The sequence below is a fragment of the Sphingopyxis sp. LK2115 genome (assembly GCF_014595975.1).
GTDB lineage: Bacteria > Pseudomonadota > Alphaproteobacteria > Sphingomonadales > Sphingomonadaceae > Sphingopyxis.
The window spans coordinates 90,915-104,126 of the sequence record NZ_JABWGQ010000036.1 but is presented as its reverse complement, the minus strand read 5'-3'; the positions used below and the strand labels follow the sequence as shown (position 1 = coordinate 104,126).

The 13,212-nt window shown below is 65.2% G+C and carries 12 protein-coding genes; 5 read left to right on the top strand and 7 right to left on the bottom strand.

Features of this window, described 5'->3' with window-relative positions:
• Positions 1–72 precede the first annotated feature (72 nt).
• Complete coding sequence (locus HUW43_RS06220; RefSeq protein WP_188236565.1) at positions 73–2,904, bottom strand: TonB-dependent receptor; 2,832 nt, start codon at positions 2,902–2,904, stop codon at positions 73–75.
• Between the two features lie 254 nt (positions 2,905–3,158).
• Here HUW43_RS06220 and HUW43_RS06215 point away from each other — a divergent pair, with 254 nt between their 5' ends.
• From HUW43_RS06215 to HUW43_RS06205, 3 genes are read left to right on the top strand one after another with little or no spacing between them, the layout of a single operon-like run.
• Positions 3,159–4,538, top strand: coding sequence for a polysaccharide lyase family 1 protein (locus tag HUW43_RS06215; protein WP_188236564.1), 1,380 nt, complete (start codon positions 3,159–3,161; stop codon positions 4,536–4,538).
• Positions 4,535–4,939: a cupin domain-containing protein gene (locus HUW43_RS06210; RefSeq protein ID WP_188236563.1), complete on the top strand. Its 405-nt coding sequence runs from the start codon at positions 4,535–4,537 to the stop codon at positions 4,937–4,939. Before HUW43_RS06215 ends, HUW43_RS06210 begins: the two co-directional genes overlap by 4 nt.
• A complete protein-coding gene (locus HUW43_RS06205; RefSeq protein WP_188236562.1) occupies positions 4,936–5,907 on the top strand; it encodes an alpha/beta hydrolase in 972 nt (323 codons plus the stop codon). Before HUW43_RS06210 ends, HUW43_RS06205 begins: the two co-directional genes overlap by 4 nt.
• Before the next feature lie 55 nt (positions 5,908–5,962).
• Here the strand turns inward: HUW43_RS06205 and HUW43_RS06200 are convergent, their stop codons facing one another.
• The 4 genes from HUW43_RS06200 to HUW43_RS06185 all read right to left on the bottom strand — a co-directional run bounded on the left by HUW43_RS06200 (position 5,963) and on the right by HUW43_RS06185 (position 9,921).
• Positions 5,963–7,402, bottom strand: a complete 1,440-nt coding sequence (locus tag HUW43_RS06200; protein ID WP_188236561.1) for a carboxylesterase/lipase family protein — start codon at positions 7,400–7,402, stop codon at positions 5,963–5,965.
• Positions 7,389–8,402, bottom strand: coding sequence for a sugar kinase (locus HUW43_RS06195; RefSeq protein ID WP_188236560.1), 1,014 nt, complete (start codon positions 8,400–8,402; stop codon positions 7,389–7,391). Before HUW43_RS06195 ends, HUW43_RS06200 begins: the two co-directional genes overlap by 14 nt.
• 108 nt (positions 8,403–8,510) lie before the next feature.
• Positions 8,511–9,266, bottom strand: coding sequence for a 2-dehydro-3-deoxy-D-gluconate 5-dehydrogenase KduD (kduD, locus tag HUW43_RS06190; RefSeq protein WP_188236559.1), 756 nt, complete (start codon positions 9,264–9,266; stop codon positions 8,511–8,513).
• A gap of 1 nt (position 9,267) precedes the next feature.
• A complete protein-coding gene (locus HUW43_RS06185) occupies positions 9,268–9,921 on the bottom strand; it encodes an RpiB/LacA/LacB family sugar-phosphate isomerase (RefSeq protein ID WP_188236558.1) in 654 nt (217 codons plus the stop codon).
• 214 nt (positions 9,922–10,135) lie between these two features.
• Between HUW43_RS06185 and HUW43_RS06180 the strand changes: the two genes are divergently transcribed.
• The gene (locus HUW43_RS06180; RefSeq protein ID WP_188236557.1) at positions 10,136–11,197 is read left to right on the top strand and encodes a LacI family DNA-binding transcriptional regulator; all 1,062 of its coding nucleotides are present in this window, start codon (positions 10,136–10,138) and stop codon (positions 11,195–11,197) included.
• Between the two features lie 67 nt (positions 11,198–11,264).
• On the opposite strand, the gene HUW43_RS06175 is transcribed toward HUW43_RS06180, so the two are convergent.
• Positions 11,265–11,993, bottom strand: a complete 729-nt coding sequence (locus tag HUW43_RS06175; protein ID WP_188236556.1) for a Bax inhibitor-1/YccA family protein — start codon at positions 11,991–11,993, stop codon at positions 11,265–11,267.
• A 140-nt stretch (positions 11,994–12,133) separates the two neighbouring features.
• Between HUW43_RS06175 and thpR the strand changes: the two genes are divergently transcribed.
• A complete protein-coding gene (thpR, locus tag HUW43_RS06170; protein ID WP_188236606.1) occupies positions 12,134–12,748 on the top strand; it encodes an RNA 2',3'-cyclic phosphodiesterase in 615 nt (204 codons plus the stop codon).
• On the opposite strand, the gene HUW43_RS06165 is transcribed toward thpR, so the two are convergent.
• Positions 12,658–13,143, bottom strand: coding sequence for a low molecular weight protein-tyrosine-phosphatase (locus tag HUW43_RS06165; RefSeq protein WP_188236555.1), 486 nt, complete (start codon positions 13,141–13,143; stop codon positions 12,658–12,660). The genes thpR and HUW43_RS06165 overlap by 91 nt on opposite strands.
• Between the last annotated feature and the right edge of the window lie 69 nt (positions 13,144–13,212).

The following is a 13,212-nucleotide window of genomic DNA, read 5'->3' as shown; positions in this document are numbered from 1 at the left end:
TCTCCCTTGCAAAGAAAAAGGCCCGGCCCTTGCGAACGCAGGCCGGACCTTTTCCGGGACGACCATTTAACGTCAGATCTTGACGCGCGCACCGAAGAGGAAGGTGCGGCCGAAGTGGTTGTTCTCATAATTGCGGTCGGCATCGAAATCGGTGAAACGATACCGATATTCGTCGGTCAGATTGATCCCTTCGACCGAAATCTCGATATTGTCGGTGATCGCATAGCGCATCGACGCATCGACGTTGATCGTCGAACCATAGCCCTCGAAGATATTGCCGGTGCCACTGTTGGCGTCGACATAGCGGCTGCGGTAGCTGATCGATCCGCGTGCGCTGAACTTGCCGTCGTCATAGTAGAGCGTGCCGTTGAATGCGCGCTTCGACAGGCCGAACAATGTGCTGGTGCGGGTGGTGCCCTGAAGGGCGCCGCCGGGGACGATCGCCGGGCCGCTGACGCTATAGTCGGCATCGGAATCGACAAAGGTGGCGTTCACGATCCCGCCGAAATTGGACAGGAAGCCCGGCAGGAACCTGAACGGCGCCTGCAGCGACACCTCGACGCCCTTGAGGCTCGCGCCTTCGCCGTTGCCGATCGAATTGATCGTCCACAGCTGCCCTTCCGGATTGATCGCGGCGGGGCTGCTCGGCGGGATGACCGACAGTGGCAGTCCGGTCGAGGCAAAGGTGCCGCTCGACGTCGTCGACACCGGGAAGCTCGCGACATCCTTTTTGAACAGCGCGACCGAAAAGATCGACTGCGGCGCGAAATACCATTCGAACGCAATGTCATAGGCCGTCGCACGGAACGGGTCGAGGAAGGGGTTGCCGTAATTGATGCGATAGTTGAACCCGTCGACCGTTCCGCCGGGGGTCAGATTGCCAAGCGTCGGGCGCGTCATCACATCGGCCACCGCCGCGCGGATGATGATGTCGTCGTGCGGGAACAGCGCAAGGTTCACCGACGGCAGCCAATCCTCGTAGCCGCGCTCGACCGTCACGGCCGTGCCGCTGGAAAGACCGCTCGACGTCTGGTCGGTATGGACATAACGCACCCCGGCGTTGAGCGCATAGCGCAGCCCGCCGAGTTCGCCCTTTGCATCGAATTGCAGATAAGCGCCCTTCACCTCTTCGCGCACCGAGCGGTTATTGCCCGCGTCAAGCGCCGGGGTGCGATTGTACAGACCGGTGAAATCGGTCGCGGCGTCGAGATTGGGCACCAGCCATTCGGTCGTCGTCCCCGCCGGCTGCCCTGCCTTGCCCAGCCGGAACAGCTGCGAAAGCGCCGGAGTTACGGCAAAGCCATAGACGGCCGACGGGCCGAACGCGCTCGACGGCGAACAGGTGATTGTGCCAAGCACACGATCGACGCCGCCATTGCCGCACACCACCGTATCGCGCGTGAAGGCGACGCTCGCGAAGTCGAAGCGGCGATAGACGCCCCCCGCCTTGACGGTGAAATCCTCGCTGACGTCCCATTCGGTGCGCAGCTGGACGGTGCGGAACTTGTTTTCGACCTCCGACGGGCGGTCGCGGATCTCGGCGAGCTGGAAATTGGCCGGATCGGTGACGCTGGTGCCGAAGCTGAGCAGCGGGCGGCCCATGTCGCTATAGTCATAGCGATAATCCTGCGCGTCGCGATCGTCGAAAACGATCGTCGTTTCGAGCGGGATCGACGCGGTCGACTTCGAGAAACCACCGAGCAGGGTGAAGCGGAAGCTGTCCCCGACGTCCTGGTCCCAGCTGCCGCCGATCTGATAGAATTCGGTTTCGGCCTTGCGCAGATAATGTTCGGTGCGCACCCAGGCATCGTCGAGCGTTGCCGAAATCAGGTTGTTGTTCGCGTCGATCTCGTAATCGCTGACGTTGATCGAGCGCTCGTTGCTGCGCAGCAGCACTTCGGCCCATTGCTCGCGGCGTTCATGCTTGAACTTCGAATAGAGCGCGTCGAGCGAAATCTTGGTCGCATCGGTCGGTGCAAATTGCACCGATCCGGTCAGGCCCAGCCGCTGCTTGTCGTGGGCGATTTCGCCGTAGCGCGGAATGCGCGGATGGAACGCCAGCGCGACTTCGTTGCAAGCGGCGCTCGGCACATAGGTGCCGCCCGAATTGGCGGTGGTGAAGCAAGGCGTGCCATCGACCGAATCGAAACGCGCCTGCGCCCAGCGAACCGTGTTGTTGCCAAGTTCCAGCGTCTTCTGATCCGAATAGGCGGCCGAGACCGAAACGCCGAAGGTGCCCGCATCATTCACCCAGCTGAGCAGCCCGGCAATGCGCGGACCGACCTTGTCCGACAGGTCGTTATAGCTGCCCTGCGCCGACAGCGCGCCAGAGAAGCCCGAACGGCCGCCGAGCGGATTGCCCGTGTTGAGGTCGACGACGGCGCCGAGCGAGCCTTCGTCGAGTTCGGCGGAGGCGGTCTTGTGGACAACGATGGAGGTAAAGAGTTCGGACGCAAAAACATTGAAGTCGAAGGCGCGGTCGCGATTCGCCGACGCGCCGTCGGTCGATGTGGCGACGGTTTCGAGCCCGTTGACGCGAACGCGGGTGAATTGCGAACCAAGCCCGCGCACCGTGATCGCACGGCCTTCGCCGCCGTCGCGCTGGATCGTGATCCCGGGAATGCGCTGAAGCGATTCGGCAAGGTTCTGGTCCGGGAATTTGGCGATGTCTTCGGCAACGATCGCATCGACCGCCGCAACCGATTCGCGCTTTACGTCGAGCGCCTTGTCGAGCGAGGCGCGAAAGCCGGTGACGATGATCTCGTCTTCGCTCGCAACCGCGTCTTCGCCGGTGGCGGCTTCCTGCGCCCAGGCGGGCGACGCCGCCAGCACGGCAAGCGAGGCTCCGCACGCCAGCCGGGTCAAAGTGCGAACGCTCCGCATTGCTTGAATCGACATTTTCATCCTCCCTTAATCGCCCCGCATCCTCGCTCGCACAAGGAATGACACCGGTTACTTCGTTCGACAAAATGACGCGGCGCGCCACCCTGTCTGTTGATTGTCAGAGAGCGATAAGGGTGCGCGCGTCGTCGCCGCCGCCCCGATCAAAGCCTCTCCTTTGGAAACATTTTCTCGTTGACCGATTGGGGTAACCGGTGTCAGAAAGATTGAAGGATAGGCGACGCCCTGTCAAGACCCAAAGAATGAGGGAGAGAATTATGCGCCCGACCCCGTGGATAGCCGCGCTTTTTCTGACCTTAGCGCTGCCCTGTGCGCCGCTTGCTGCAGCCGAAGCGGCGGCGCGCGCCTTCCCCGGCGCGGTCGGACCGGCCGCCGAAACCCCCGGCGGGCGCGGCGGCAAGATCCTGCGCGTCACCACGCTGGCCGCCGACGGGCCGGGGTCGCTGAAGGCCGCGATCGACACGCCGGGACCGCGCATCATCGTGTTCGAGGTCGGCGGCGTGATCGACATGGGGCGTCGGCCCATCGAGATCAAACATCCCTATCTGACGATCGCGGGGCAAACCGCCCCCGGTCCCGGCATCACGCTGATCCGCACCGGCATCGACGTGAAGACGCACGACGTCATCCTGCGCCACCTGCGCGTCTATACCGGCGTCGATGGTCAGCCGAAGCGCAGCGGGTGGGAAACCGACGCCTTTTCAACCGTCGCCGCGCGCAATGTCATCGTCGATCATTGCACCTTCCTGTGGGCGATCGACGAAAATATGTCGGCGTCGGGCCCGCGCTTCACCGGCGAGAGCGTCGAGGAATGGCGAGCGGGCACGAGCCGCAACATCACCTTCTCGAACAATCTCGCCGCCGAGGGGCTTGCCGATGCGAGCCACCCCAAGGGCGAGCACAGCAAGGGGTCGCTGATCCACGACAATGCCACCGGCATCGTCTTTTACCGCAATGTCTGGGCGCATAATGTCGAGCGCGCGCCGCTGGTAAAGGGCGGCGCGCAGGTGCTGATGGTCAACAATCTGATCTACAACCCCAAACATCGCGCGGTGCATTACAATCTGATGAACCTCGAATGGACCGGGCGCGACTATGTCACGGGACAGATCACCGCGATCGGCAATGTGATGCGCGGCGGCAACGACACCGACGACGGCTTGCCCTTTCTGATGCTTGGCGGCGACGGCGACCTCGACTATTATGGCAAGGACAATCTGGCGGTCGATCGCCACGGCCGGCCGCTGCCCGAATTCGGCCGCTATGGCGAGACGCGCGCCGCGCTGATCCGCGCAAAGGCGCCGCTCGCGCCGGTCGAGGGTTACCATATCCTGCCGACGCGCGACGTCGAGACGTCGGTGCTCGCGACCGTGGGCGCGCGGCCGTGGGCGCGCGATGCCGAAGAGCTCCGCATAATTTTCTTCGTGGCCGAAGGGCGCGGCGCGATCATCGACGACGAGAAACAAGTGAGCGCCTATCCCGCGGTCAAGCCGCCGGTGCGCGCGCCCTTTGTCGACGCCGAGTGGGATCTCGCGACGATGGAGCCCCGATCGGGTCGCTATCCGGGGCAGACCGCGCCGATGCCGCAGGAACATCTGTCGGCACGCGACCGCGCCTCGCGCGGAGACGCGCCATGAGCGCACTGCTCGCGATATTGTTGGCCGGCGTCGGCGCCGCTCCCGCGATGGTCGTGATCGACGAAGCCGCGACGGTGCGCGAGGAAGCGCCGCCGCACGGGCAAATCGGCATGTCGACCGCGTGGCGGATCAGCGACGCCGTGCCCGCGCCGCGCAGCTTCGAGTTTCGCAAGCGCGCGCTGCACGTCGGTGCGGCGATCGGCATCCATCCCATCGACCATGACGAGATTTATTATGTCGTATCCGGAACCGGCATCGTCCATTCGGATGGAGAGGAACGGGCGCTCAGGACCGGCATGGCGGCGTGGCTCTACAAGGGCGCCAGGGTGGGGATTCGTCAGACCGGAAGCGAACCGCTGGTGCTCATCATCGCCTATCCCAATCAGGCGACCGGACAATGACGGTCGGTCGCCGCGCGCTGCTGACCGCCAGCCTCGTCCTGCCCTTCGCCAGCGCCGCCGCCCGCGCCGCATGGACGCGGCCCGCAACGGTGGTTCCCGACGCAAAAGTGCCGCTGTGGCCCCACGGCCATGTCGTCCCACCGCCCGGCCTGATCGAGCGCGTTGTCCAGCGCAGCGACGACCCGGACGCCAGCGACCGGATGATCGAGGGCATCACATGCCCGCGGCTCGACATCTTCCGCCCTGCCAGGCCCAATGGCGCCGCGGTCATACTCGCCCCTGGCGGCGGCTATCGTTATGTCGTGATCGACAAGGAAGGTTATGAGCTGGCGCGCTGGCTGAAGGAACGCGGCGTCACCGTTTACGTTCTTTTCTATCGCCTGCCCGGCGACGGCTGGACGAACGGAGCCGATGTCCCGCTCGCCGACGCACAGCGCGCGGTGCGGCTGGTGCGCAGCCGCGCGGGCGCCGACGACATCGACCCCGGGCGCGTCGCCTTCGGCGGCTTTTCGGCGGGCGGGCAGGTCGCGACGAGTCTGCTCACGCGCTTTGATGCCCGGGTCTATGCCCCGGTCGACGCCGCCGATGCGCTGCCCGCGCGGCCCGATGCGGTCGCCGCCATCTATCCGGTGGTGTCGATGGACCCCGCGATCGCCCATGCGGTGAGCCGCGAAAAGCTGATCGGCGCGAACCCCGGTGCGGCGCGCGAGGCGCTCTACTCGCCCGAACGCAATGTCCGCGCCGACCAGCCGCCGCTGTGGCTGGTCCATGCCGAGGACGATGATGTCGTCAGGATCGACAACAGCGTCCGCCTGCGCGACGCGGCGCGCGCCATCCATGCGCGATGCGAAGCGCATTTCTTCGAGCGCGGGGGCCATGGCTTCGGACTGATGAAAAGCGCGGGGCTGCCCGTCGCGATCTGGCCCGATCTGCTGTGGAGATGGCTCGGCTCGCACGGGATCGTCTGATCAAATCGTCATCCCGGCGAAGGCCGGGATGGTGGATGGACGATACGGCCTGCTCTCAACTTCCCGGCTGGATATAGGGCACGCGCGCGAACAGTTCGCGCTCCCACCGGCGCGGATCGCTTTCAACGCGGCTGTCGGCGTCGAAGATCATCGTCTGCCGCCGACGCAGATCATAGGCGGGCCAGCCCGGATCGCCCGTGCGCGCAAAGCGGACGAAGGCGTCCATCATCCGGTCGCTCATCGCCCGCTGCGCCGGACTGGCATCGGGAGTGGTGCCGAAGGCGAAACCGATGTCGTCGGTGTGCTTCGCCTCCTCGAAATCGAGCTGATAGACGAACGCCGGCGCCCCGGCGCGCGCGCGCGCCTCGGCCTCCTCGACCTGTCCGCGCCAGCTGCGGCCCGCGGTGACGATGCGGTGGAACAGTTCGAGCGGCGGGGCAGCGGGATAGCGCGCGCGAAACTGTGCCACCACCCATTCGGGATGCGCGTCCACCTTGATCTCGGGCGCGATGCGCTCTGCCAGATTGCCGAAACTCAGTCCCGCGAGCTGGTTGCCGTCGGGCGCATAAAAGGCGCGCGTTTCCAGCACCGTGTTGCCGAGCATCATCGGGATGTCGAGCGACTGCGGCGCTGCGTCGGGCCAGAAGGGGTGGCGCGTCAGATGTGTCATGTCGAGCACGGGACCCATATAGACCCCGCCGCCAAGGATGGGGTCGGCCGCATCCAGAGCAGCGATCAGTTGCTCGACCGGCACGGTCGCGGGATCCACCCCCTCGCCGAGCCTTGCAAGAAACGCCTTGGCGCGTTTGGTCGCGTTGAGCGGGCCCGATGCCGTGACCTGCTGGCCGCTCATCGTGATCGCCTTGTGGAACAGGCCCTTCGCCGCCGGCATCGCCATCAAGGTCGCAATCTTTGCGCCGCCGCCCGACTGGCCAAAGACCGTGACATTGCCGGGATCGCCGCCAAAGGCCGCGATATTGCGCTGAACCCATTGCAGCGCCGCGATCAGATCAAGCTGCCCCGCGTTACCGCTGTCGGGAAAGCGCGGATCGAGGCGCGCGAGATACAGATAGCCGAGCGCGTTCAGCCGGTGATTCACCGTCACCACCACGACATCGCCGCGCGCCGCCAGCGCCGTGCCGTCATGGATGGGATCGGTGACGCTGCCGGTCGAATAGGCTCCACCGTGGAAATAGACCATCACCGGACGTCTGGCATCGCCTGCCGTCGCGGGCGTCCAGACGTTGAGGAACAGGCAGTCTTCGGACTGCGGCGCATAGCGATCGCCGCGCTGCGGACAGGCGGGGCCGAAGTCGCCCAGCGCGGTGCGATTATCAGGCAATGACACCGGCGCCTCGAAGCGCTTGGCCGTCGCGTAGCGAATGGCTTTGAAGGTGCGGACGCCTCCCCCCGTTCGCGCGAAAAGCGGCGGCGCCAGCATGGCGGCGGCGCCTGCCGCGAGCAGCGCGCGGCGGGTCAGCTCAGCGCCGGACATCGAGTGTGCCGCCATGAAAAGCGTCGATGTCGACTTGCGCGAAACGGCTCGCATCGCCGGGAAGCGAATGTTTGAGGCAGGTGAGCGCGAGGCCGCTCGCCGCCATCGCTTCGACGGTGCCCCCGCCCAGATGCGCGTGAAGCACCCCCGCGGCAAAGGCATCGCCCGCGCCGATGCGGTCGACGATCCCCGTGACGTCGACCTCGTCGGTCTGGTGACAGCCACCGCGAAGATCGACGCGCGCCGCGATGCGGTGGTGGTCGGCAGTGACGGTGTGGCGCGCGGTCGAGGCGATCAGTTTCAGATCGGGAAAGGCGGCAAAACCCGCCTCTGCCGCCTCGCGCCGCCGGTCCGCACCCTCGCCGCTGAACGTCCGCCCCAGCACCAGCGACAGGTCGCGGTGGTTGCCGAACAATATGTCGGCGCTGCCGATCAGTTCGGTGAGCACGGCGCGCGGGTCGCTGTCCCACGCATCCCACAACATCGCGCGGTAATTGCCGTCGAAGCTGACAGGCACGCCCAGCCGCTTCGCCATACGCGCCGCCGCGAGCGCCGCTTCGGCCGAGCGCCGGCCGAGGGCAGGGGTGATGCCTGACAGATGGAGGAGCGCTGCGCCCTTCAGCAGCCCTTCCCAGTCATAATCGTCCGCGCCGCTCGCGGCAAAGCTCGATCCCGCCCGGTCATAGACGATTTCCGACGCGCGCAGCCCCGCCCCGACGCTGAGGAAATAAAGCCCCATGCGCCCCGGCGCGGTCGTGACGGCGGTGCAATCGACGCCCGCGCCGCGCACCGCCGCCACCGCGCCGCGACCCAGCGCATTATCCGGAACCCGCGACACCATCGCGCAGGCGTGGCCAAGATGCGCAAGTCCGATCGCCACATTGGCTTCGGCCCCGCCGACGTGGAGCGCGAGCTTGGGCGACTGCATCAGCAGTTCGTTGCCCGGCGCGTTGAGGCGGATCAGCAGTTCGCCGAAAAAGACCAGCTTGCCTTGCGCCATCCCTACTCCCTTCGCCCTGAGCCTGTCGAAGGGCTGTTCTTTTCTTTAGCGCCAAAGGAAGAACAGTGCTTCGACAAGCTCGGCACGAACGGTCCTTTGAAAATATTTCTACCGAGCCAGCCAGCCGCCGTCGACGGCGAGGATATGGCCCTGCACATAGTCCGACGCGCGCGACGCCAGGAACACCGCGGCCCCACCGATATCGGCGGGGTCGCCCCAGCGGCCCGCCGGAATGCGCTCCATGATCTGCCGGTTACGCGTCTCATCCGATTGCAGCGCGGCAGTGTTGTTCGTCGCTATATAGCCGGGGGCGATCGCGTTGACGTTGATCCCCTTTGCCGCCCATTCGTTGGCCAGCAGCTTGGTGAGTCCGCCGACCCCCGATTTCGACGCGGTGTAACTCGGCACGCGAATGCCGCCCTGAAAGGTCAGCATCGAGGCGATGTTGATGATCTTGCCCGACCCGCGCGCAATCATGTGCCGCCCGACGCTCTGGCAGAGAAAGAACAGCGTCTTCAAATTGGTATCCATCACCGCGTCCCAGTCTTCCTCGGTGAAATCCACCGCATCGGCGCGGCGGATGATCCCGGCATTGTTGACGAGGATGTCGATGCGCCCGAACTCGGCGAGCACGGCATCGACGAGCGGCTGCACCGCCGCGACGCGCGACAGGTCGGCGGCGAAATTCTCCCCCTTGCGGCCGAGCGCGCGCAGCTTTCCAACGGTTTCATCGGCAGGCGAGCGGCCCGCCGCGGCGACGTCGGCGCCCGCCTGGCCGAGCGCGAGCGCAATCCCCTGCCCGATGCCCGTATTGGCGCCGGTAACCAGCGCGACCTTGCCCGAAAGATCGAATAATTGCGTCATGTCAGGCGAGCGCCGGCTCCGCCGACAGGCTCTTCAGATAGGCGCTGATCGCCTCGTCCTGCGAATTGGCATAGAAATATTCGGCGAATTTCTCCCCCGCGATCGCCGCACGCAACAGATCCTGATCGACAGTCTGCAGCACTGTCAGCATGTCGTGGCACGACGCCGCCTTCAGTTTCTTCAAAATGCCGCGATTCGTCCGCATGATTTCGGCGCGCTCCTTGGGATAGCCAAGGCCGCGTTCGCCGTCGAACAGCTTGGCATAAACATCCCGGAGGTTGAGTTCGGCGGCCCAGCCGAACCCCTTGGCATAGGGCATCGAAATGGCGTTGCCGTCGTTGATCTGACCGAACAGAAAGGCATCGGTCGGATCGATCACCAGCCCGCAGAACACGCCGGGCATCGCGTTGCAGGCGAGCATCGAACCCATGCCCGTTCCGCAGCCGGTGACGACGAAATCGGCGGCCTTCGAATTGAGCAGGATACCCGCAAGCAGGCCGTTCATAACATAGGTCAGCGACGCCTTGTCGTCGGCCGAGTACATGCCATAGTTGAAAACCTGATGCCCCAGCGGCTCGGCGACCGCGGCCAGCGCTTCGTGGATGATGCCGTTCTTGGCGGCCTGGCTGTTCTCGGTGATCAGCGCGATCTTCATGTCCGGTTCCTTTGCTGCTTTCCAGACAGGCTACCCGTTTCGGTAACCGGTGTCAATATCCGGCACGGCCCGATAACGGCGTTGCGGACCGGACACCGGTATCAGTTATCAGCGCGCGCGCCCTGCGATGGTTGATTTTGGCGCGGCGAACGCCCATCACACGGCGGGAACGGCGGGCCAGAAGCCAGAACCACCCGCGGAGGAACAAGCGTATATGGCGGCACAGACCAGGGGACCGGGGGGCAGGCAGCCGACGATCAACGACGTCGCGGCGCTGGCGGGCGTATCAAAAAAAACGGTGAGCCGGGTGATCAACCGGTCACAGTTCCTGACCGACAAGACGCGCGCCGCGGTCGAAAAGGCGATCGAGCAACTGGGCTTCGTCCCCAATCCGCAGGCGCGCGCGCTTGCCTTTCGCCGCAACTTCCTCATCGCGCTGCTCCACGACAATCCGAACGCGCAGACGGTGCTCAATTTCCAGCGCGGGGTGCTCGACGCGATCAAGGACAGCGATCTTGCGCTGCTCGTCCGCCCGGTCGACCGCGGGTCGGACAAATTGCTCGACGATGTGCGCACCTTCCTGGAAAAACAGCGGCCGATCGGCGCGATGCTGTTGCCGCCCATTTCCGAGAATGACGAGCTGGCCGGGCTTTGCGAGGATCTGGGCGTGCGCTATGTGCGCATCGGTTCGGCGCCGCTCGACGACGCCAGACATTGCGTCTCGTCAAACGATCGCGAGGTGGTGGCAGAGGCGGTGCGCGGCTTGATCGCGCTTGGCCATCGCCGCATCGGTTTCGTCCGCGGCCCGGTGGGTTTCCGTTCGGCGGCCGAGCGCGAAAAAGGCTTTCTCGAAGCGCTCGCCGAGGCAGGACTCACGCTGCCCGGCGAACTCAACGCGCCGGGCAACTACCGCTACACGGCGGGGATCGAGGCGGGCGAGGCGCTGCTTGCGCGCGCCGATCCGCCGACCGCCATCTTCTGTTCGAACGACGAAATGGCGGCAGGAGTGCTGAGCGTCGCGCACGGCAAGGGGATCAAGGTGCCCGCCGAACTGTCGATCATCGGCTTCGACGACAGTCCGACCGCAACGCATATCTGGCCTGCGCTCAGCACGGTGCGCTGGCCGATCCGCGAAATGGGCGTGCGCGCCTCGCAGATCCTGGTTCCCGATTTCCTCGGCCCCGCGGCAAAGCTGGACGAGGACGATAATGTCCTGCCCTCGACCCTGATCGAGCGGCAGTCGGTCGCACCGCCGCCCGGCCGCTCAAAGCCGTAAATCCATGAACGAAGAAGCCCGGCGAATCGCTCCGCCGGGCTTCCCAAACATGCCTATGTCGGTCCGCTTATTCGCGGCTGCCCAGAAGGTTGAGCAGGAAGGTGAACATGTTGACGAAGTCGAGATAGAGCGACAGTGCGCCCATCACGACCGACTTGCCGACAAAATCGGTCCCGCGAACATAGAAATACATGCTCTTGATCTTCTGCGTGTCATAGGCGGTCAGGCCGGCGAAGATCAGCACGCCAATGACGCTGATCGCAAGGCTGAGCGCGCTCGACTGCACGAAGAAGTTGATCAGCATCGCAACCAGGATGCCGACGACGCCCATGATCAGGAAGGTGCCGAAACCCGACAGATCCTTCTTGGTCGTATAGCCGTAGAGGCTGAGACCGAGAAAGGCCGCCGCAGTCGCAAAGAAGGTCGTCGCGATCGACGTGGCGGTAAAGGCCAGAAAGATCGTCGACATCGACAGGCCCATCACCGCGGCATAGACCCAGAAGATCGCCTGCGCCGCCGGCGTCGACAGCTTGTTGATGCCAAAGCTCAGCACCAGCACGAAAGCCAGGGGCGCCAGCATCACCACCCACATCAGCGGGCTGCCGATCAGCGACGCGGTAAAGCCCGACTGAAAGGCCAGCAAAGCGACGATGCCCGTAAGCAGCACGCCCGATGCCATATAGTTGTAAACCGACAGCATGTACGACCGCAGACCGGCATCGACGGCCTGGTCCATTGCGTTCGCGCCGGCGCCAAAACCGGAAGCCGCCAACTTGGGGTCGTTCCAATTCGCCATTTTTCATCTCCATCACCGGCCAGCCCATACCGGCCGTGACCGCAATATCGGGACTTTCCCTGTCCGATTCAAGCGAAACCGGACAGAAAGGCAGCGACGCGGGACTCGCGGCAAGCGGCGACACGCCCTATGCTCATACCATGTCGACGCACCGCCTGTTCGTCGCGTTGCGACCGCCACCGCCGGTCCGCGCGCTTTTGCTGCGCGCGATGCACGGCATTGCGGGGGCGCGCTGGCAAAGCGACGAGCAGCTTCACCTGACGCTGCGCTTCATCGGCGAGGTCGACCGCCACATGGCCGAAGACATCGCCGCGGCGCTGGGTGCGCTCCACGCGCCGCCAGTCACCGCGCGAATCGCGGGCGTCAACCTGTTCGAACGGCAGGGGTGGCCGCACATGGTCTGGGCCCGCGTCACCCCTGAAGCCGCGCTGGCGGCGCTGCACCGCAAGGTCGAACAATGCCTGGCGCGCGTCGGCATCGCGGCCGAAACACGCGCCTTTGTGCCGCATATCACGCTGGCGCGCCTGAACCGCGCGTCAGGGCCGGTCGCGCCTTTCCTCGCGCTGCACGGCGACCTCGCGAGCGATGCTTTCCCGTTCGGCCATGTCACGCTTTACGAGAGCGAAATGGGGCACGGCGGCTCACGCTATCACCCCGTCGCGCGCTATCCGCTCGTCGACCAGCGCGCGGCGAGCGCCGACGCGACCGCCGCCACATCCTCCCACGTCGCGGCAAAACCCTCGTCCGCGCCATAATAGGGATCTATCACCCCCTGCCCCGCGCGTCCGGGAACAAGATCGAGCATCAGGCACAGCTCGGCGGTCGCATCGTCGGGGCGGATTGCCAGCGCGTCGCGCAGATTGCGTTCGTCGGCGGCAAGAATCAGGTCAAAGCGGTAAAAATCGTCGCGGACCAGCTGACGCGCGCGCAGCCCCGAAATGTCGATGCCGCGGCGCCGCGCTTCGGCCTGTGCCCGGCGATCGGGCGGTTGGCCGACATGCCAGTCGCCCGTTCCCGCCGAATCGATATGCGCGTCGATCCCCGCAGCGGCGAAGGCCGCACGCGCCGCGCCCTCGCCAAGCGGCGAGCGGCAGATATTGCCGAGGCACAGAAACAGGATTGCCGGCGGCGCGCTTCCGTCCTTGTTCATATCACTCCTGCTCCGCCAAAGTTGAACCGACTTTCAACTTGCACCGCCGCGCGCCTCTGCTAGCCATGA

Bases quoted from the DNA above. Each gene is read 5' to 3' on its own strand.
- HUW43_RS06200 (WP_188236561.1), bottom strand. From the start codon at position 7,402: ATGTCCGGCGCTGAGCTGACCCGCCGCGCGCTGCTCGCGGCAGGCGCC.
- HUW43_RS06175 (WP_188236556.1), bottom strand. From the start codon at position 11,993: ATGGCGAATTGGAACGACCCCAAGTTGGCGGCTTCCGGTTTTGGCGCC.
- kduD (WP_188236559.1), bottom strand. From the start codon at position 9,266: ATGACGCAATTATTCGATCTTTCGGGCAAGGTCGCGCTGGTTACCGGC.
- HUW43_RS06165 (WP_188236555.1), bottom strand. From the start codon at position 13,143: ATGAACAAGGACGGAAGCGCGCCGCCGGCAATCCTGTTTCTGTGCCTC.
- thpR (WP_188236606.1), top strand. From the start codon at position 12,134: ATGTCGACGCACCGCCTGTTCGTCGCGTTGCGACCGCCACCGCCGGTC.
- HUW43_RS06210 (WP_188236563.1), top strand. From the start codon at position 4,535: ATGAGCGCACTGCTCGCGATATTGTTGGCCGGCGTCGGCGCCGCTCCC.
- HUW43_RS06195 (WP_188236560.1), bottom strand. From the start codon at position 8,402: ATGGCGCAAGGCAAGCTGGTCTTTTTCGGCGAACTGCTGATCCGCCTC.
- HUW43_RS06185 (WP_188236558.1), bottom strand. From the start codon at position 9,921: ATGAAGATCGCGCTGATCACCGAGAACAGCCAGGCCGCCAAGAACGGC.
- HUW43_RS06215 (WP_188236564.1), top strand. From the start codon at position 3,159: ATGCGCCCGACCCCGTGGATAGCCGCGCTTTTTCTGACCTTAGCGCTG.
- HUW43_RS06220 (WP_188236565.1), bottom strand. From the start codon at position 2,904: ATGAAAATGTCGATTCAAGCAATGCGGAGCGTTCGCACTTTGACCCGG.
- HUW43_RS06205 (WP_188236562.1), top strand. From the start codon at position 4,936: ATGACGGTCGGTCGCCGCGCGCTGCTGACCGCCAGCCTCGTCCTGCCC.
- HUW43_RS06180 (WP_188236557.1), top strand. From the start codon at position 10,136: ATGGCGGCACAGACCAGGGGACCGGGGGGCAGGCAGCCGACGATCAAC.